Annotated in this window: 17 protein-coding genes, 1 tRNA gene and 1 pseudogene; 9 read left to right on the plus strand and 10 right to left on the minus strand. The window is 66.5% G+C overall.

Annotated features, from left to right (window positions below; all coding sequences use genetic code 11):
- Nucleotides 1-30: 30 nt before the first annotated feature.
- Entirely contained in the window at nt 31-1,812 is a 1,782-nt protein-coding gene (locus ABZ860_RS17175; RefSeq protein ID WP_357220831.1) for a hypothetical protein, read from the minus strand.
- Nucleotides 1,813-1,916: 104 nt separating this feature from the next.
- Here ABZ860_RS17175 and ABZ860_RS17180 point away from each other — a divergent pair, with 104 nt between their 5' ends.
- From ABZ860_RS17180 to ABZ860_RS17195, 4 genes are all read left to right on the plus strand, one after another.
- Nucleotides 1,917-2,558 (plus strand): hypothetical protein, encoded by a 642-nt coding sequence (locus ABZ860_RS17180; RefSeq protein WP_357220833.1) that lies wholly within the window; start codon nt 1,917-1,919, stop codon nt 2,556-2,558.
- Between the two features lie 272 nt (nt 2,559-2,830).
- Complete coding sequence (locus tag ABZ860_RS17185) at nt 2,831-3,187, plus strand: DUF6193 family natural product biosynthesis protein (protein WP_357221445.1); 357 nt, start codon at nt 2,831-2,833, stop codon at nt 3,185-3,187.
- A gap of 119 nt (nt 3,188-3,306) precedes the next feature.
- A complete protein-coding gene (locus ABZ860_RS17190; RefSeq protein WP_357220835.1) occupies nt 3,307-3,552 on the plus strand; it encodes a hypothetical protein in 246 nt (81 codons plus the stop codon).
- A gap of 539 nt (nt 3,553-4,091) precedes the next feature.
- On the plus strand, nt 4,092-5,261 hold the full coding sequence (locus ABZ860_RS17195) for a hypothetical protein (RefSeq protein WP_357220837.1): 1,170 nt from the start codon (nt 4,092-4,094) through the stop codon (nt 5,259-5,261).
- A 928-nt stretch (nt 5,262-6,189) separates the two neighbouring features.
- Here ABZ860_RS17195 and ABZ860_RS17200 read toward each other — a convergent pair.
- A complete protein-coding gene (locus tag ABZ860_RS17200) occupies nt 6,190-7,371 on the minus strand; it encodes an FAD-dependent oxidoreductase (RefSeq protein ID WP_357220839.1) in 1,182 nt (393 codons plus the stop codon).
- Between the two features lie 1,000 nt (nt 7,372-8,371).
- On the opposite strand from ABZ860_RS17200, the gene ABZ860_RS17205 reads away from it, so the two are divergent.
- The 4 genes from ABZ860_RS17205 (at nt 8,372) to cutA (ending at nt 12,006) form a co-directional block, all read left to right on the plus strand.
- Nucleotides 8,372-8,758 (plus strand): type II toxin-antitoxin system RelE/ParE family toxin, encoded by a 387-nt coding sequence (locus ABZ860_RS17205; RefSeq protein ID WP_357220841.1) that lies wholly within the window; start codon nt 8,372-8,374, stop codon nt 8,756-8,758.
- A complete protein-coding gene (locus tag ABZ860_RS17210) occupies nt 8,742-9,071 on the plus strand; it encodes a helix-turn-helix transcriptional regulator (RefSeq protein ID WP_142618018.1) in 330 nt (109 codons plus the stop codon). The genes ABZ860_RS17205 and ABZ860_RS17210 overlap by 17 nt, the downstream gene beginning before the upstream one ends.
- A gap of 443 nt (nt 9,072-9,514) precedes the next feature.
- On the plus strand, nt 9,515-9,826 hold the full coding sequence (locus ABZ860_RS17215; RefSeq protein WP_357220844.1) for a DUF6193 family natural product biosynthesis protein: 312 nt from the start codon (nt 9,515-9,517) through the stop codon (nt 9,824-9,826).
- Between the two features lie 1,850 nt (nt 9,827-11,676).
- A complete protein-coding gene (cutA, locus tag ABZ860_RS17220; protein WP_357220846.1) occupies nt 11,677-12,006 on the plus strand; it encodes a divalent-cation tolerance protein CutA in 330 nt (109 codons plus the stop codon).
- Here cutA and ABZ860_RS17225 read toward each other — a convergent pair.
- Both ABZ860_RS17225 and ABZ860_RS17230 read right to left on the minus strand, forming a co-directional pair.
- Nucleotides 11,972-12,208: a hypothetical protein gene (locus ABZ860_RS17225; RefSeq protein WP_357220848.1), complete on the minus strand. Its 237-nt coding sequence runs from the start codon at nt 12,206-12,208 to the stop codon at nt 11,972-11,974. The genes cutA and ABZ860_RS17225 overlap by 35 nt on opposite strands.
- A 162-nt stretch (nt 12,209-12,370) precedes the next feature.
- A pseudogene (locus ABZ860_RS17230) lies at nt 12,371-12,538 on the minus strand (IS3 family transposase); the annotation flags it as partial.
- 6 nt (nt 12,539-12,544) lie between these two features.
- Between ABZ860_RS17230 and ABZ860_RS17235 the strand changes: the two are divergent.
- Nucleotides 12,545-12,928 carry a tyrosine-type recombinase/integrase gene (locus ABZ860_RS17235; RefSeq protein ID WP_357220850.1) on the plus strand — a complete coding sequence of 128 codons (384 nt, stop codon included), beginning with the start codon at nt 12,545-12,547 and terminating at the stop codon, nt 12,926-12,928.
- 83 nt (nt 12,929-13,011) lie between these two features.
- Here the strand turns inward: ABZ860_RS17235 and ABZ860_RS17240 are convergent.
- The 6 genes from ABZ860_RS17240 to ABZ860_RS17265 all read right to left on the minus strand — a co-directional run bounded on the left by ABZ860_RS17240 (nt 13,012) and on the right by ABZ860_RS17265 (nt 15,968).
- Nucleotides 13,012-13,083: transfer RNA gene (locus ABZ860_RS17240), tRNA-Val, on the minus strand.
- A 15-nt stretch (nt 13,084-13,098) separates the two neighbouring features.
- A complete protein-coding gene (locus ABZ860_RS17245; protein ID WP_357220852.1) occupies nt 13,099-14,067 on the minus strand; it encodes an ROK family protein in 969 nt (322 codons plus the stop codon).
- A complete protein-coding gene (locus ABZ860_RS17250; protein ID WP_357220854.1) occupies nt 14,064-14,390 on the minus strand; it encodes a hypothetical protein in 327 nt (108 codons plus the stop codon). The genes ABZ860_RS17245 and ABZ860_RS17250 overlap by 4 nt, the downstream gene beginning before the upstream one ends.
- Nucleotides 14,391-14,461: 71 nt before the next feature.
- Entirely contained in the window at nt 14,462-14,917 is a 456-nt protein-coding gene (locus ABZ860_RS17255) for a peroxiredoxin (RefSeq protein ID WP_357220856.1), read from the minus strand.
- Nucleotides 14,918-14,990: 73 nt separating this feature from the next.
- Nucleotides 14,991-15,419 carry a DUF3052 domain-containing protein gene (locus tag ABZ860_RS17260; RefSeq protein WP_357045860.1) on the minus strand — a complete coding sequence of 143 codons (429 nt, stop codon included), beginning with the start codon at nt 15,417-15,419 and terminating at the stop codon, nt 14,991-14,993.
- Between the two features lie 141 nt (nt 15,420-15,560).
- On the minus strand, nt 15,561-15,968 hold the full coding sequence (locus tag ABZ860_RS17265) for a YjbQ family protein (protein WP_357220858.1): 408 nt from the start codon (nt 15,966-15,968) through the stop codon (nt 15,561-15,563).
- Nucleotides 15,969-15,976 lie beyond the last annotated feature (8 nt).

Below are 15,976 nucleotides of genomic sequence, written 5' to 3' on the forward strand. Positions count from 1 at the left end.
GACCGGCGGCGTCCGCTCACCGCTCACCGCTCACCGCTTCAGCGTGAGCCTCTTCCTCGACGCACCCGGGAACACGACGACCAGGTGCTGTTCCTCTCCCGCATCGTCGAGCCGCACGTAGACACGGAGCCGGTAGCGGCCCTTGCCCGCGATCGCCAGGTTCGGCATCGAAGCACCCGCGCCCACTTCTCCGCCCTCACCCATCTCCGGCACCGTTAGCCTGCCGCTGCGGCTGACGATCGGCACCTCGTTGACCTGATCCCACCCGGCCGTCCGCTGTGGCGGCGGGGTGCGGAAGGCCTTCACCGTAAGGCACAGATCGACGACGTCTCCGAGATGCCCGATGAGCACCGCGCTGCCGGCCGCCCCGAAGAGGGTGCTGTCGTCGTAGACCTTGCCCATCGCCCGCTCCGCCGACTCGTCGGCGGCTTCGTCGTCGGGGTCGTGGACCAGATAGCCGGGATCGCCGTCGACGAACAGGAAGTATTTGGCCGTGGCCTGGGCGACACCCTTCGTGCGGGGCCACGGGTCGCGGCACTTCGCGTTCTCCCCGGCGATGTAGGCGGCGTTCGCCGCCTCCTCCTCCGTGGTCGACCGCAGCAGCTCCGGATGGGTCGCGCCGACGATCTCCGGGCAGATGTAGACGAGGTCCGACGGATCGGCGCCCCGGGCGGGCCGCGCGCTCCCGGCCCGCGTCAAAATCGCCTCCTGCTCGTCGCGGTCCTTTGTACGGCACAGCGCCCGCCCGTACGCGAGGATCTGCTGATCCGACATGCTGTCCGGAAATATGGGCGGGACTCCGCCCTCTGTGCTCCGCGCCCGGCACAGGAACGCGGCGTCGCGTTCCGCAGGCTCCAGGTCGCCGAAGTTGGGCCGGTCATAGCAGTCCATCGACCAGCCTGTGTAGGTGAGGTGCGGCGTCTGCTCCGGGTGGATCAATGCGATGATCGGCAGTACGGTCACGGTCGCCGCCGCGACGCGGATCACGCGCCGCCGCGCGGGCGGAAGGTCCGCCGGGCGGCCCTCGGCGGGCAGTTCACGGGCGGTCGCCGCGATCCACACGGTGCCGGCGAATCCCAGCGCGTCCATCATGACCGGCACCGCCATAGTGCCGCCGCTGGGGATGCTTCCGAAGAAGACGTTGAGCGGGATCGCCAGCGCGTAGACGCCCACCGACAACCATCCGGCGGTCTGCGTGCCGCGGCTCCAGCGGCCGTCGCGCCGCTGCCCGACGAGCGTGATGACGATCGCCGCCACTCCGCCCAGCGTCAAGCCCAGTTCGACGATGTAGCCCGATCCAAGCTCTGGAAGGTCGAGTTCGTCGAGCAGTTCGTCGGCCATCGCGGCCAGCTCGACGACGAAGATCGCTCCGGCCGCCGCGCGCAACATGCGGGACCGCCAGCGGATGACGAGCAGGTAGAGGACGTCGATCGTGGTCCACAGCGCGAGCAGGAACGCCGCGTCGACCGCATCGGGGAGCAACTCGATCGGGTACCACAGCACGAGGGCGTACGCCACCGCCAGGTACAGCAGTCGGCGCAACGCCTTCGCCCGGCGGTCCAGTGGTCCCGGCGCGGGAGCACGCAGGATCAGCCACAGGAACGCGGCCTTCACCAGGGCGGCCACGAGCAACACCACAGCCGTCGAGCTGTCGAACCCGTCGCGCGCGTAGAACTGCGCGTAGGCCGGCGGCGACCATTCGACGGCCACCCAGAGCCAAGTGTCGCCGAGCACCAGACCCGCGACCGCCGCCGCAAGAACCAGACCTACTAATCCAATTCTGATAATCCGCAAGAAACTAGCCAAAAGCATGGGACGCGATCTTAGTGCCGCACCGCCGTACAGGAGGAAACAGCGGAACGAGCGGTCCAGCATGTTGCAGGCGACGTACTCGGAGAAGGGGTAGTCCCCGGAGGATGGACGCGGGGAATCCCAATGCGTCGCCGGGAATTTGGATCGCTCAGTCGTCGGTGTCGAGCGATGCTGTACCGGTGTCGTCGTTGCTGACCACGGTGAGATATGAACGGACGACTGCCCTGTTGCGTGGCAGCCGCATCCGAAGAGTCGTCTATTACCCGCTGACGTGCGGGGAGGACGGCCGCGATGTCGAGGACTGGGACTTCGGGCCCTGGCATCAGCCGACCATGGGTGTCGAGCTGTGTACCGATGGCGGCGCCTGCTTTTCGGCTGTATGGGGAAGCAGCTTCGACCACTACGGGCTCGAACTCTTCCCTGAGCCGATGACCGCTCACCTGCGGCGAATCGGAGAGCCATACGGGCCGGCTGCCGTGGAAGTGACCGGTCATCCGCGCTGGTCGAGCCTGGTCGGCAGAGCAGTGACCTGCGTTGACATTGTCTGGTCCGAAGACCATGAGAGCGGTATCCGCGTTCCGGACGCGATCCGGTTGTGCTCGCGAGACGGGGCCGTGTGGATCGCCGCCGGGCGACCGGCGCAATGGCCGCCAGGTGAGGTCTACCACCACCTCGGCACCGACGACGTGATGGTCGTGTTCACCGCCGAGTTCGCGGCCAAGGCGGGCATTCCTGTCGTCCGCTAACCCGTTCGGCCGAGCGCCACCACACCGCGATCGAGCGACCCCGCTTCAGCAAGGATTCGCGGCCACGACAGGCGAACGCATCCGCAGTGTCCAGAAGCGCCGAGGCCCGATCCAGCCCCTTGCTCGTAAGAAGCCAAGATCCCTCCCGGCGGGCAGCCGACCCGCGGACCGACCTGGGCACCGCTCCCACGCCGACCGTCTCCGAGCTGCGCTGATGGCACGGCATCGTGCATGATCTCATAGTGAACACCAGCCGATCGAGTACGGACATTGTGCAAGCCGCTTGGCAGAGAGTTCGTGCTGACGGACGTGTACGCCCCGAGCTGTTGGACGCAGCGTACGCCGAGCCGCGCCTGCGGCAGTTGTTCCCCTGGACGGGCATGGGAGAACTTCACTTCAGCCGCTGCACACGTCCTCGATGGACATGGGATATCCCCTATATCGCCTCAGTCGCGGGCGGCGGCTACATGGTGGAAGGCCCTAAGCGTGACGAGAAGGTGGGGCCCGCGGCAACGCCGTCCCAGGCCGTTGCGATGGTGGTGGAACGTCTTCCTTACGGTTGTGGCCCTGCTTTCGTCGGCACTCCCGAAGAACTTGCTGCACAGGAGCGAGCAACTGTTGACCCATGACGTGCCGGCCAGCACGCTTCTCCCCTGCCTGACGCTCCTGTGGTGCAAGGGCTTTTGGTAAGGCGGCCACCTCGTCCTCGCCTCGCCGCGCGTTTGGGACGCCGTTACGAGTTCTCCTTGTGCGGCGACAGAACATGGAGGGCGGCGTCGGCCGCGTGCAGGACCCCGATCCATGCGGGGTGATCGAGGTAGGCGTCGTCTGGGGCGGCGGGTCCAAGGTCATCGAGAACGCGAAGGACGGCATCAACCACGAACTGCACGCGGTCGGCTTCTTGCTCATCCCGGAAGAGTTGAGGGATCAGTGCTCGTGCGCCGACTTGGTCGATGAAAGTATCGTCGATCAGCCAGTTGAACGGCGGCGGTGAGGTCTGCCCACCCGTGTCCTGATCGCCAGTGTTGCTCTTGGTAGTCGCGGTCGCCGAGGACGTGTAAAGCGTTCAGAACGTCTTCACGTCGCCCTGGCCGCTGAGCCCGCCGTGCCACGAAGGCGTGTTCGTTCATGACACCACGCTACTGAGAGTCGGTACTTGCTAGGGGAAAGCCTGGCGAAATGTGCCGGGACTCCTTCCTGGGGTCCATCGTCCCCACGTCCTGTCCCGGACATGTTTGACAGGCGCCGTCATCGACCGGTCTTTCGTGCGTCGTTTGTGAATGTCGCGCGTCAGCCGAGATTAGTCCGCTCTTATTGTCTGGTGTCGAGCAGCGTTGACGACATCGCCGTGAGCGGTCTTTCTGCCGTAGAAGCCCCGGTCGACAGGCCGCATCAGCAGTCGAATGTCCCTGGACAGAAACGTCGGACAACTCACGGACTCAACACCGGCCGCTCAGATCGCAATGCTGTACCCGCTCTGTATGCGATTCCTGGATCTTGACGACGTGTCCGACATCACAAGATGATCTACAGATGTTGTCACGCGCAGGCGTCACCACGGCGGGTTTACTCGTGCTGGCGCTGGTGGGCGCCTGCGGCGACGACCGCGGGGATCATGCCGACGAGCGGGTCGCGCTCAAGGGCGGGGCGTCCTCTACGGCTGCCTCGATGTCCTCACCGTCAGCGTTGCCATCTCTCCTCGTCACAGTCGCGCAGTCGTCAGATTCCGCAGCCGTTTCCCCGCCGATGCCCATGGCGACCTCCTTGGCATCGCCGATGGCGACCTCTTCGCCCCTGCCGGTGACCGGCCCACCGCGATTCTTCGTCACCGCGAGGGCTCCACTCGCACGCTTTCCGGACAAGTCCAAGACGGCGATCTTCACTCCGGTACGGGCCGCCGTGCACGACGCCACAACCGGAGAGTTCCTGGCCGCCGTCCCGATGCCGCCAGGAGTGCGCTCCTCCTGGCAAGTGCTGGCCGCGGCACCTGACAACCGCACCTTCGTCCTTTCCGGATGGACCGGGCCGGACTCTCCCCTCCGGTTCTTCCGCGTCCACCTTGCCGAGGACGGATCGCCGAGCGATCCGATACCCGTCCCCGGACTCGAGAGTGACGCACTGGGCGCCGGATACACCATCGCCCTGAGCCCGGACGCCACCAGGCTGGCCTACGCCGCCTCCATACCGGGTGGAGTGAAGATCTCCGTTGTCGATCTCGCCACCGGTCAGCGCCGCGATTGGAACACGCGCGCGTCCGTGGTGACCGGCCTGGCCTGGGCCCCGGACGGTCAGCGGATCGCACTGGTGGTCGGTGGCTGGGGCATCGGCGTCCTCGACCTCGGCTTGAAGGGATCCGACCTGCTGGCCTCCACCCGCCTCGTCAAACCGAGCAACGACCTGCCACTCCTGGAGTCTGTGGCCTACACCCCCGATGGCAGAGCTCTGATCTACTCGGCCGGTCATGCCATCATGCGCATCCCGCTCGACGGTGCGGAGGAACCGCGGGTTCTCGCGCGGGTGACGTTGCCGGCCGACGCGTCACTGACCCTCCGCTTCAGCCTCGATGGAACCGGCCGATACCTGCTCTACGTGCACCGATGGCGGGGCTTTCGAGTCGATCTCGCCGATGGTTCGACCACGTCGGTGCCGCTCAAGACCGATGAGCACTCCGGCGAGGGCGACTCCCCGAACGCCGCCTGGTGATGGCCCCATCCGAGATTCATTGAGGGGGCGGCCGTCGACGCGGTCGCCAAGCAGCTCTTCGCGACCTGGCATGCATGGACCACACAGCGCGCGCACCGCAGTGATCTATCAGCACCGCCTGGCGCAGGCGGACAAGGGCATCGCCAACGCGATGCATCGCAAGATCAAAGGGCCACGATCCAAAGCTGAAAGGAAGGACCGGGACCAGCACGGGGACCCGCCCTGACCTGGGCGTACGGTCCGCGGTCGTCCACCGCCGTCCGAGCTCGTCCACGGTGATTGCCATCCAGATAGTCACCTAGTCGCTGTCGCGTAGTCCGTACCGAGAGGCGCGCGACGCTCTCTTCCAACTGGAACGCCGTACTGCTCGAACCGGTTGAGGACTGGTTCCTCAAGCTCTGCGAGACCGACCTGCACACCGCGACACTGGTCGAGCGACAATACTGCGCAGACAAGGCGAAGCCCTGCCACCATTTCCTCTCCGCCGAGGAGACCACTGCATCATTCTGGGCCTGGACCGGAAACGGCGAAGTCAAACGGTGACGCTTTCTGCGTGTTCGGTCAGGATGCGTTCTCGGATCGCGAGATGACAGGGCGACAAGGTGGCGCCGTCGGAGACACCTCCAACTTGTGGACGACAAGTGCGACCCCTGATGATCGTGGGTGTCCAAGCCGGTTGATCGTGAACAGGGGTCGCGCTCGCGTACCGTCTTCCCTCATCGACGTCCTGGTTCGCCACAGCGAGGACGTCACGCTGCCTTGTCCGCCCGTCGAACTGCCGGACGTGCACACTCTGGCGGATCTCCTCGATGGCCTGCCTCGATCCGCGGCACCGGCGGGGCCGCCGCTACCAGCTGGGCCCACTGCTGGCGGCCTGCGTACTCGCCGTCCTGACCGGAGCAACACGCTCGCCCGGCAACGCTCTTCGTCACGACCGGGTGAGGGGCCGGGTGTCCACCGCGCCGGTGAGCGCGAGGTGGCGGCGGCGGCTCGGCAGCATCATGGTCGGGTGGGAGACGCTCCAGGCCGCGCTGGCGCAGATCATCTCCTTGATGCGGGCGGCGGTCCGGCCCGTGAAGACGGTGGACGTGACCTGATCGTCGGGGGTCACGCGCTGGATGATTCCATCGCGGCGTCCGAGGCTGATGCACTGCAAGGAGTAGCCGATCGTGGTCTCGGGAACCTTGCGACCAGTCAAGCGCGCGGCGATGACGTCGGCTGCCAGCCATGCCATCGGGTTCGCCGAGGCGCAGGACATTCGCAGCGGCTTGCCACCCACGCCTATGGCGAGCGCGGCGTCCCCGACGGCGTACACATCGGGGTGCGAGACCGATCGCATGCTGGTGTCGACGACAATCCGGCCTGTGTCGGACACTTCAAGGGTGGTAGCGGCCGCGATCGGGTGCACGGTGAAACCTGCGGTCCACACGGTCACCTGGGCCCGGATCTTGCTGCCTGCACCGGTGACCACACCGTCCGCTTCTACCCGCGTGATGTCAGCGTGGTCGTGGACCGTGATGCCGAGCCGGTCCAAGGCACCGCGCAAGTGGCGCTGGGCCTTGTCGCTGAGCCAGCCGCCGACGCGACCACGGGCGGCGATCGCGACCTCAAGGTCCGGGTGGGCTTCGGCGATCTCGGTGGCCGCCTCGATGCCGGTCAGGCCACCGCCCACGATCAGCACGGTCCCACCGGGCTTTACCTGGCTCAGGCGCGCTCGCAGCCGGAGAGCGGCCTGCTTGCCGGCCACATTGTAAGCGTGCTCTGCGACACCAGGGACGCCGTGATCGGCGATGGCGCTGCCCAGGGCGTACACGAGGGTGTCGTAGGCGAGGGTCTCACCGCCGAGATCGACCGTCTTGCCTTCCACGTCGACAGCGGTGACCTGCGCGGTCCGGACCTGTACGCCGGTGCCCGCGAAGAGGTCGCGCAGCGGGCGGGGCCGCAGATCCTGCCCGCTCGCGAGCTGGTGCATGCGTACCCGTTCGACGAACTCCGGGTCGCCGTTGACCAGGGTGATCTCGACGTCGTCGCGGTGCAGCCGCTTGGCGAGGCGACCGGCGGTGTTGGCTCCGGCGTACCCAGCTCCCAGGACGACGACGCGGTGCTTCATGGCTCGCTCCTATCTGGTTGGTTTCAGCTCCTGAACCGGACAGGCGCACAATCCCTGACAGGGAACGAGTGTGGTGTAGGTCACCAATTGGTCCGGAACGGGCGATGAGGTCCAGCGGCTGCCCATGGGCGCGCGATGCGCTGGAGTGAATGTGGATCGAGGCGAGGCCGCCGGGGGTCACATCGAGGCAGACCATGCCAATGATCTGCCCGCCGACCTCGACCAGCACGGCAGGCAGAGCCGTTGACGACAGCGGCGGAGAAGGCGGGATCGCCGCCGACGAGGGCTCGTTTGGAGTCCTCCGCTGGAACACGCCACGCAGGTACCGGGCGATGCCCATCGCTCCGATGATCGGGATCCTGCGAGCGACGACCTTACCGCCGCTGTCGGTCACGCCGACCGTGTCTTCGGCGAGCAGCCGAATCAGTGGCTCGGTGTCGCCGCTGAGGGCCGCGGCGAGAGACTCCTCGACGATCTTCCGGGCCGCGACCTCATCGATGGCCACACCGTGTCCGCCGTAGCGCCACGTAAGCCGTCAACATCCCGGCCTAGATCGGCTTCGGTCGCCGGCTTCCCTCGGTACCCGTTGCCCTTACCCAGCGAGAGGCGGCGACATCAGCGGGCCGCCCACGGGCGAAAACACCAGCGAACGATCACGCGTCAGGCGGCCATAACAAGATCGACAGCACGCCGTTCAACCAGGTGGGCGGTACTGGGTTCGAACCAGTGACCCCTCGCTTGTAAGTCACCCCAGGAAGGGGCGGGACCAGCACCGGCACCTGCCCTGACCTGGGCGTACGGTCTACCGTTGTCCACCGCTGTCCAGGCTCGTCCGGGGCGATTGTCACCCAGATAGTCACCCAGTCGCTGTCGGCGTAGCCCGTACCGAGAGGCGCACGAGGCTCTCTCGGCAAGCTCCACTCGCCAGCCCCGGTCGGCAGCGCCTTGAACCCGTGCAGTAGCCTGACAGGGGTAGAAGCCAGGGGTTATATTCCAAGGTGTGGCCTGGAACGTCGTTCTGCTCGAACCGGTTGAGGACTGGTTCCTCAAGCTCTGCGAGACCGACCCTCACAGCGCAACCTTGGTCGAACGGGCCATCGACCGGCTGGCCGAGGTTGGCCCGGCTTTGGGCCGCCCACTCGTGGACACCTTGGAAGACGACGACCTGAACAATTTGAAGGAGTTGCGCCCTGGCTCCCGAGGCCGCTCAGAGATCCGGATCGTGTTCGTTTTCGACCCGGACAGGGAAGCCATCCTTCTGGTAGCCGGAGACAAGGCGGGACGATGGTCGCGCTGGTACCACGAGGCAATCCCTCTGGCCAAGCAACGCTACGCCCAATACCGCGCAGACAAGGCGAAGGAAGATCGAGATGAGCCCTGCTCGTAGCTGGCGCGAAGTCAAGGCGGAGGCGCACCGCCGCCATCCGGAGTTGGCCGATCCTGCCCGGCAGGCCGCAGCCGATGCTGAGCTGGACGCGTACGTGGCCGGACATCATCTGAAGGAACTGCGTAAGGCACTAGGGAAGACTCAGGCCGATATTGCCGCCGCCCTGGGCATCTCGCAATCCCGTGTCTCACAAATCGAGAACGGCGATCCTGAGGTTATGGAAATAGAAACCCTTCGCGCCTACGCGAACGCCCTGGGAGGACACCTTCAGGTGACGATCAGCGTCGGCTCTCATTCCGTCAAGGTCGCCTGAGCCGCCGCCCCCACAAGCATACGAAGATGCGCCACTCCCTCCCACGGCTCCGAGATTTCGCCCTGATCACCGATACCCGGAAGTCGAGAGTCAAGGGCAGTGGCACGTTGATTGAACGGCACGAGCCCCGCTTTCCCCTGACGGAAAGGCGGGCTCTTCACGCTGGTGGGCGGTACTTGGTTCGAACCAGTGACCCCTCGCTTGTAAGGAGCCAAGAGCGCTCCCGACGGCACGCTGACCTGCGGGCCGACCTGGGACACCGCTCCCCCGCCGCCCGTCTCCGAGCTGCCTAATGGCACGCTAACGGCACGGTGATCATGCCTCTTGTCGCAGCTCTTCGATGCCCTGGATCATGACCCCTGGGCCGTTCTCCGCTCGCCTAATGGCACGCTAATGGCACGGCATCGTGCATGATCTCATCATGAACACCCAGCCGATCCGGGTTGGACATCGTTGAAGCCTGCTGGCGGAAGGTTCGCGCTGACGGACGCGTACCCCCCGAACTGGTGGACGCAGCCTACTCCGAGCCACGCCTACGGCAGTTGTTTCCCTGGACGGGCATGGGAGAACTCCACTTCAGCCGCTGCACCACTCCACGATGGACATGGGACATCCCATACATCGCACCCGCTGTGAGGGGCGGCTACCTCGTGATGGGGCCTCGCCGTGACGAGACCGTAGGACCCGCAGCAACGCCGGCACAAGCCATTGCAATGGTGGTGGAACGCCTTCCGTCCAACGCAGCCATCGATTAGTGTGGTGGAGACCTGCATGCTTCTCCCCTGCCTGATCTTCCCGTCTGCCTCGACCCACCGCGAAGCGGCAGCGGGCCGGCGACGGAAGGTCAAGCCCGTCCTCGGGTGTACCTCAACCGGCCGCCGTTCCTCAATCATCAGATGCCAACGGTCTCGGACGGGCTTGAACTGGAGAAGTAGGGCTGCTGGGCTCTGCCTGGGTCGCGGTAGGCGGGACGATCAGGCCCACCTCAGCCACTACGGACCCGGCTCGTGCTCGTCGCGATCATCCCGGAGCTGAGGCCCCCGCCGGAGGCGTAATCAACTGGCCACAGGTCAAGGGATCGTCCTGCAGAGAACGATGTTTCGCATCTTGATCGCCCCAGGCCTGGTCAGCTCTATTCTCCTGTGGATGTCGAATGGCCGGTTCCACTCTCCGCTGCGTTTAGGGTCCCATTCTTCGTTGCGCGCGTCGGGGTGACATACGGCTTCGTATTCCGCGCTCGACACCCAGGAGACGGAAGGTGCGGATGCCGCGGCGACCATCAGGGTCAACAGGGCCACGGGGGCAGTGACGATGTGTCTACTCGATCTGGTCATGATGGTCAGCCCTCCAAGATCCCGACTATCAGATCATGTCGGAGCGGCTGAGTGGTAAATCAGGCGGTGGCGTGCCGGCGGTCGGCGCAGTGCCTTGTTACGGCGCGGCGGGTGCGCGGCGGTCCGCGCGTCCCCCGCGCGAGAACGGCCTCCAGGCCGCACGCGCAGCGCGGGGAGGACGGCGCGAGGGTGCGGCGGCGCGGTGCGCCGCCGCCTTGACTCCTATGAGCGTAATTCGGCAGTACGACCACTGAAGCTGCAGAACTTGGAATTGCTCTTCATATGGGCATCGACTGCTGGCGTCTCCCCAGATGCGCGGGCGGACCGTACCGGCCGGCAATCTCATTGCTGGCTGTCGTCTATCTCTTCATATAGGTCCTGTCCGTTGGACCAGCGGCTCAGCCATTCCGCCAACGTGGGAACCGTAAGAACGGTTCCAGCTTCGATGGGTCCTTCCGGATAGTCCCAGCCAGAACCATCCCAGAGCGAGACGGGGTTGCCAGGATGAGTAAGTGAGACGTACCAGTAAAGTGTGCATCCACCGCCCGCGATGGGGAACCCCATGACCTCGCTTACCTCGCGCGACTCCTCGTATGCCTCTACAGCATTCGGTCCAACTCCGCCAAGGCGGCAACCCTGGGGAGTGATCCCCAGAACTCCGCCTTCTGGGCCAGGGCCGAATCCGCCATCGCTGACCTCCAAGTAAATGCGTTTAAGAAGGAGGGGAAGGGGATGGCCGATACGTTGTTCGCAAGTGACAACGTCGGCCAGTGACGCGGGAGAATAGGGCGGCCCATGTGGGCTGCTGCGAAAAAACGCTATCGCTTCTGGCGCTCCGGCTCTCAAGGGAGCGTCCCATAGGCTGTCGTCGGGCTCAGCCGACTGCATGTTTGCAGAGGGAAGAATGGGTGGACCGTCGGGGAAGAAAGGCGCTTCCCCCGTTTCGGTCGTCTGCCGTTCGTGCGGCTCTGAGGCGAGTGGAAGTTCGCTTCGAGTATCACCCGATTTGGTCCGACTTCGCAAAGATACGAACCGCTTCCTGACCTGGTCTCCGTACTCACGCTTGAGCCAGTCCAGCGGCACCCAAACGGTGTCGTGGCGCCGGGCGGGATCGTAAGCTCGGCGACGAAGCCGCCGAATTAAATCATCGTGCGACATGATCGACAGTATGCCAGGCCGCTGTGTGCGGCAATCAGACCCGCCACTGAAGATGGAACCGGTGGCGCTCCCGGTACAGATAACCAATCAGGGAAGATCGTGAGGTGGCGACGATGAACGCAATCGAGGTTCGTGTGACGAGTGACAGCCGGGACGAGGCCGACCGGATTGCTTCTGCCGTCGTGGCTCGGCGTCTGGCGGCTTGTGCGCAGGTCGTTGCGCCGATCTCCTCTACCTACTGGTGGGCGGGTGAGGTTGGCCAGGCGGAGGAGTGGTTGTTGCTCATGAAGACGACTGCTGATCGCTTCGAGGACCTTGCGGCTTGCGTGCGTGAGCTGCACTCGTACGAGGTGCCTGAGATCGTGGCGGTGCCGATTGTGCAGGGGACGCCGGACTACTTGGAGTGGATCAGGCGGGAGACGGTCCCAGAGCGCGGCGAGTAGTGCGGATGTCGCCGAGTAGTTCGCGGGCGGCATGGTCTGGCCGGGCGGCAAGGGCCTTCTCCACCTTGGCGAGGTGTTGCATGCCCCAGGTGGATTCGGTGCGCTGGGCTGCTTCCAGGGCGCGGCGAGCGTAGGCGACTCCTTCGGTCACGTCGCCGAGCTGGAGCTGTGCCTGTGCGATGTCGGCGTAGACGATCGACACGTGCTTTTGGTCCTCGTCCTGGCCGAGAGCGGCAAGGGCGGCTTGGCCGGCTTCTGTGACGTGCTGCTCGTCACCGAGCCGTACGTAGGTCGAGTGAACCGCGCCGGGATTGATGGAGGCTCTGATGTGCCTCGGGTTCTGTGGAGTTGGCTTGGTTGGCCGTCATGCCAGCTGGGTGTTTGCGTAGAGCATCTCGTATTCGACCGGGGTACGCATCCCCAGGGCGCTGTGACGTCGTTGGCGGTTGTGGAAGATCTCCAGGTACTCGAAGATCGCGTTCGCCAGTTCGATGCAGGTGTTCCACCGCCGCCGATTGAGCAGTTCGGTCTGCGGACGGTGGCGATACCAGAGGCGATCATTCCGGCGCTGCGTCAGCACCTCGACCAGTTCACCGAGTCAGAACCGACAGCGCTCGTCTTCACCGGGGCGAACGGCGGGATTCTGCGGCGCAGCAACTTCCGGCGGGCCGCCAAGTGGAGCGAGACGACACGCAAGCTCGGCGTCCCCGGGCTCCACTTCCACGATCTTCGCCACACCGGGAACACGATCGCGGCCAGTGCCGGCGCTTCCCTCCGCGACCTGATGGCACGCATGGGCCATGACAGCGTACGCGCCGCGATGATCTACCAGCACCGCACGGCGGAGGCAGACCACAAGATCGCTGACGTCATGAACGGCAAGATCACACAGGTCCTACCGACCGAGGCGAGTGGTCACTGAGCAAGATCGATTGCGTTCGCTAATGGCACATTAATGGCACGAGCCCCGTTTTCCCTGGTGGGAGACGGGGCTCTTTTCGCAGGTGGGCGGTACTGGGTTCGAACCAGTGACCCCTCGCTTGTAAGGCGAGTGCTCTACCGCTGAGCTAACCGCCCGGACCGGACTACACCTTACGACACCGACCCGCCTCTCAGCACATCGAGTGACCACTCGGCGCCCGCGTCGTCGTCTCCCGCCGCCTGCCAGCCGAGCAGGGCCGCGCCCAGCATGCCCGCCCGGGGGCCCAGGGCGGCCGGGCGTACGGGCGGGGGCTCTTGGAAGGCCAGCCGCCCGGCCAGCCGTTCCCGCAACGGCTCGAACAGGACCGCACCCGCCTCCGCCAGGCCGCCGCCGATGACGATCAGGGCCGGGTCGAGCACGAGCACGTACGACGCGAGGGCGATGGCCAGGGCCTCGATCGCCTCACCGAACACCTCGGCGGCCACCGGGTCTCCCGCGGCCGCGAGTTCGACGACCTCCTTCGCGGTCGCCGTACGGCCGGACCGCGCCGTGAAGCGGCGGGCCACGGCCGAGGCGGAAGCATAGGTCTCCAGGCAGCCGATCTGCCCGCAGGCGCACTTCTCCCCCGCCGGCCAGACGGACGCGTGCCCGATCTCGCCGCCCCAGCCGTGCGCGCCGCCGTACGGCTCGCCGCGAAGCACCACCGCTCCCGCGATGCCGGTGCCGATGGGCAGGAAGAGGAAGTCGGCGACGTCGCGACCCGCGCCGAAGACGCTCTCGGCCAGGCCGCCCGTGCGGACGTCGTGGCCGAGCCGCGCCGGGACGCCCGGAGGCGTGAACGCCTCAGCGGGCACGTCGCGCCAGCCGATGTTGGCCGAGTAGACGGCGGTGGACGCGGTGACGATCCCGGGGACCGCCAGGCCCACCCCGGCGGGCGGGGCGCCGTATCGGGACAGGCCGAGGTCGGCGATCTCGCCGACGTAGGCGCGCACGGCCTCCACCACCGCGTCGGGGCCGTGCTCACGCCCTGTAGGACGCCCGGCGAGGACGGTGACCTCGCCCCGCCGGGTGACGAGGCCGCCCTTCATCGAGGTGCCGCCCACGTCGAGTGCGACCACGTACGGCGCGGACCGCGTCACGAGCGGCCCAGGACGCGGTCGAGGGCCGCCTCCACCTCTGCCGCCAGGCCGGGCATCGGCGCGGAACCCTGCGAACCGGCCGTGACGAGCGGCTCACCGGCGCGGGCGAGCCGCACCTCGCCGCAGGAGCGGCACTCGATCTCCCCCAGGCGGCAGATCAGCGCGATCGAGCCGCACGAGGCACACGTGTCGAGATCGAGATCGTGCACACGCTGGCAGTCCGGGCAGACGAGGACCTGCGCCTCCCGGCGCACCGCGCGCTTCCAGGGGCTGGCGCCGCGGACGGGGTCGGTCTGCCGGGCCCCGCACCTGTAGCAGGGCATCGTGGCCTCCAATGGGGCGAGTCGGAGTCGGAGTCGAATATGTCAGTGCCCGGGGGCGGGCAATGAAACGATCAGAGTTCCGCAAGCGCCTTCCGGTACTCGTCGAGATCGCGTGCGGAACCGATCGGGTTGACGACCTTCCAGCGCACGACGCCTTCGCCGTCGATGATGAACGTGCCCCGGAGCGCGAGTCCCCTGTCCTCATCGAGGACACCGTACGCCCGGGCGACCTCACCATGGGGCCAGAAATCCGACAACAGGGGAAAAGAGAAGCCCTCCTGGTCGGCCCAGGCGCGCTGGCTGAACATCGAGTCGACCGACACCGCCAGCACCTGGACGTGCGAAGGCAGGGAGCCGGCGAGCTCGTCGCGGATGGCCGCGAGCTCGCCATGGCAGACGGGGCTGAAGGACAGGGGATAGAAGACGAGCATGACCGTCTTGCCTCGCAGGTCGGAGAGGCGCACGGGAACGCCGTGCTGGTCCTTGAGCGCGAAATCCGGAGCCCGCTGCCCGACCTCTATCGCCATGAGCAGTCCCTCCCCAGGTATCCGCCCATCATCCTGCCGTACGGCATCCCCGGGCCGTACGGCAGGGCAATACTCAGCGGCGGGCCTTCGGGGCGACGAGTCTCGTGCCCGACCAGTCCCTGGCGGCGCTCACGCTGCTCGTCTGCGACAGCCCGGCGGTCGCCGCGTCCTCACCGATGTCGCTGGGCTCCACGTGGCCCTCGCGCCCCGCCTTGGGGGTCAGCAGCCAGATCTGGCCTCCGTCGGCGAGTGCGGTCATCGCGTCGCTCAGCGCGTCGAAGAGGTCTCCGTCGCCGTCACGCCACCAGAGCAGCACCACGTCGACGACGTCCTCGTAGTCCTCGTCCACCAGCTCGTTGCCGGTCAGCTCCTCGATGGACTGGCGCAGCGCCTCGTCGCAGTCCTCGTCCCAGCCGACCTCCTGCACCACCTGACCCGCTTTGAGGCCGAGTCGTTCGGCCAGGCCGCGCTCGCCCTGCGCCTGACCCGCGGTCGCGCTCACGTTTATCCCTCCTGCTTGGGGTGACCCCGCCCATGTCTGCGGTTGTCCCGGCTCGTTGAGAGCCATGCTTCGGCACAGTCCACACGCTGCGACCCGTCGTCGTCAACGGTCGCCACGGCGGGTGACCCGCACCGTTATCTCTTAATCGGTCAAAAACGACAAACGAACACGCCTGTCGGGGTTGTCGACGTTGAGGTCGATCAGGGCGACCGACTGCCAGGTTCCCAGCGCCAGCCTGCCCCCGAGGACGGGAACGGTCGCGTACGGCGGAATGAAGGCGGGCATGACATGCGACCTCCCGTGCCCACGGGAGCCGTGCGCATGCCGCCACCGGTCGTCGGCCGGCAGCAGGTCCCCCAGAGCGGCCAGCAGGTCGTCGTCGCTGCCGGAGCCGAGCTCCAGCAGCGCCACGCCCGCGGTCGCGTGCGGGACGAAGACGTGCAGCAGCCCGTCTCCCCCGCACTCGCGCGCGAAATCGGCGCACTCCTTCGTTATGTCGTGCACGCGCTCGCGCGCGCCGGTCCGCACCTCGATCACCGTCGATTTCACATCCGCGA

Origin of the sequence: Microbispora sp. NPDC046973 (assembly GCF_040644495.1) — a bacterium.
Lineage (GTDB): Bacteria > Actinomycetota > Actinomycetes > Streptosporangiales > Streptosporangiaceae > Microbispora.